We start from the raw sequence: 1,254 nt of genomic DNA, 5'->3' as shown, positions 1-1,254 counted from the left end.
ACCGAAAGAAATTCAGCCAATGTTTGTCCAATATGGATATCCAGCTATACAAGAGCAGATGACAAGTAAAGATGTCATTGTTTCGCGTGTGCTTCGCTTCTTTGGAATCGGTGAATCTTTATTAGAAACAAAAATTGAAGATTTAATTGATGCGCAGACAAATCCGACCATTGCGCCCCTTGCAGGAGATGGGGAGGTAACATTGCGTATTACTTGTAAGCATGATTCGGTGATAGAAGCTGATAAATTAATCGCAAAGACAGAGGAAGAAATATTCTCCAGAGTAGGTGAATTCTTCTATGGATATGACGATACAACCTTAATGAATGAACTTGCCCACCTATTATTAAAGAAGAGTTTGACACTTGCAGCAGCAGAAAGCTTAACTGGCGGCCTGTTTCAACAGGAGGTTACGAGCATTCCTGGTGCTGGTAACATCTTTCAAGGAGGTGTTGTCTGTTACACGAATGAGGTAAAGCATCACATTCTTCATGTGAAAGAGGCAACTATTAAAGAACATGGTGTTGTGAGCGAACAGTGTGCTAAAGAGCTCGCAGAAAATGTTGCACGATTATTAAATGCTGATATTGGCATAAGCTTTACAGGGGTTGCTGGTCCAGATGAATTGGAAGGGAATCCAGTTGGTACCGTTTTTATCGGCATTGCTAAAAAGGGTGAGCCAACAAAAGTGGAGGCGTTAGCGTTAAGTGGAACTAGAGCTGGTAATCGTATTAGAAGTGTGAAATATGGTCAATATTTTTTATTGAAAATGTTGCAAAAATAGACTTTTGGACGTAAGTAATCCTTTCTTACTTTCGTCTTACTAGAGTAAGTGGTTCTTTCATGAGAAATAAAAAAAACGAATGAATGTTCGATTTTTTGCTGTACAAATGAAAAGAAAAAAGGTATATTAAGAATATAATCTTTTAAACAACGAATGAATCATCAATGTGAGAGATTCATTTTTTATATAAGGAGGAGAACGTTTTTGAGCGATCGTCAAGCTGCGTTAGAAATGGCATTAAAACAAATAGAAAAACAATTTGGTAAAGGTAGTATTATGAAATTAGGGGAACAAGCAGATAGAGTCATTTCTACTTCTCCAAGTGGATCATTAGCTTTAGATGCAGCTTTAGGTGTTGGTGGCTATCCAAGAGGTCGTATTATTGAAATATATGGTCCTGAAAGTTCAGGTAAAACAACGGTAGCACTACATGCTATTGCTGAGGTTCAGGCAAACGGCGGACAAGCAGC

The 1,254-nt window shown here is 38.2% G+C and carries 1 protein-coding gene and 1 pseudogene; both read left to right on the top strand.

Features of this window, described 5'->3' with window-relative positions; genetic code table 11:
- The coding region (locus RTL21_RS08020) for a CinA family nicotinamide mononucleotide deamidase-related protein (RefSeq protein WP_312095073.1) at window positions 1-784 on the top strand (784 nt) is incomplete at its 5' end.
- A gap of 204 nt (window positions 785-988) precedes the next feature.
- A pseudogene (locus RTL21_RS08015) lies at window positions 989-1,254 on the top strand (recombinase RecA); the annotation flags it as partial.

The organism is Niallia sp. (assembly GCF_031978665.1).
GTDB lineage: Bacteria > Bacillota > Bacilli > Bacillales > Cytobacillaceae > Niallia.
This window is presented reverse-complemented; position numbering and strand designations above follow the sequence as displayed.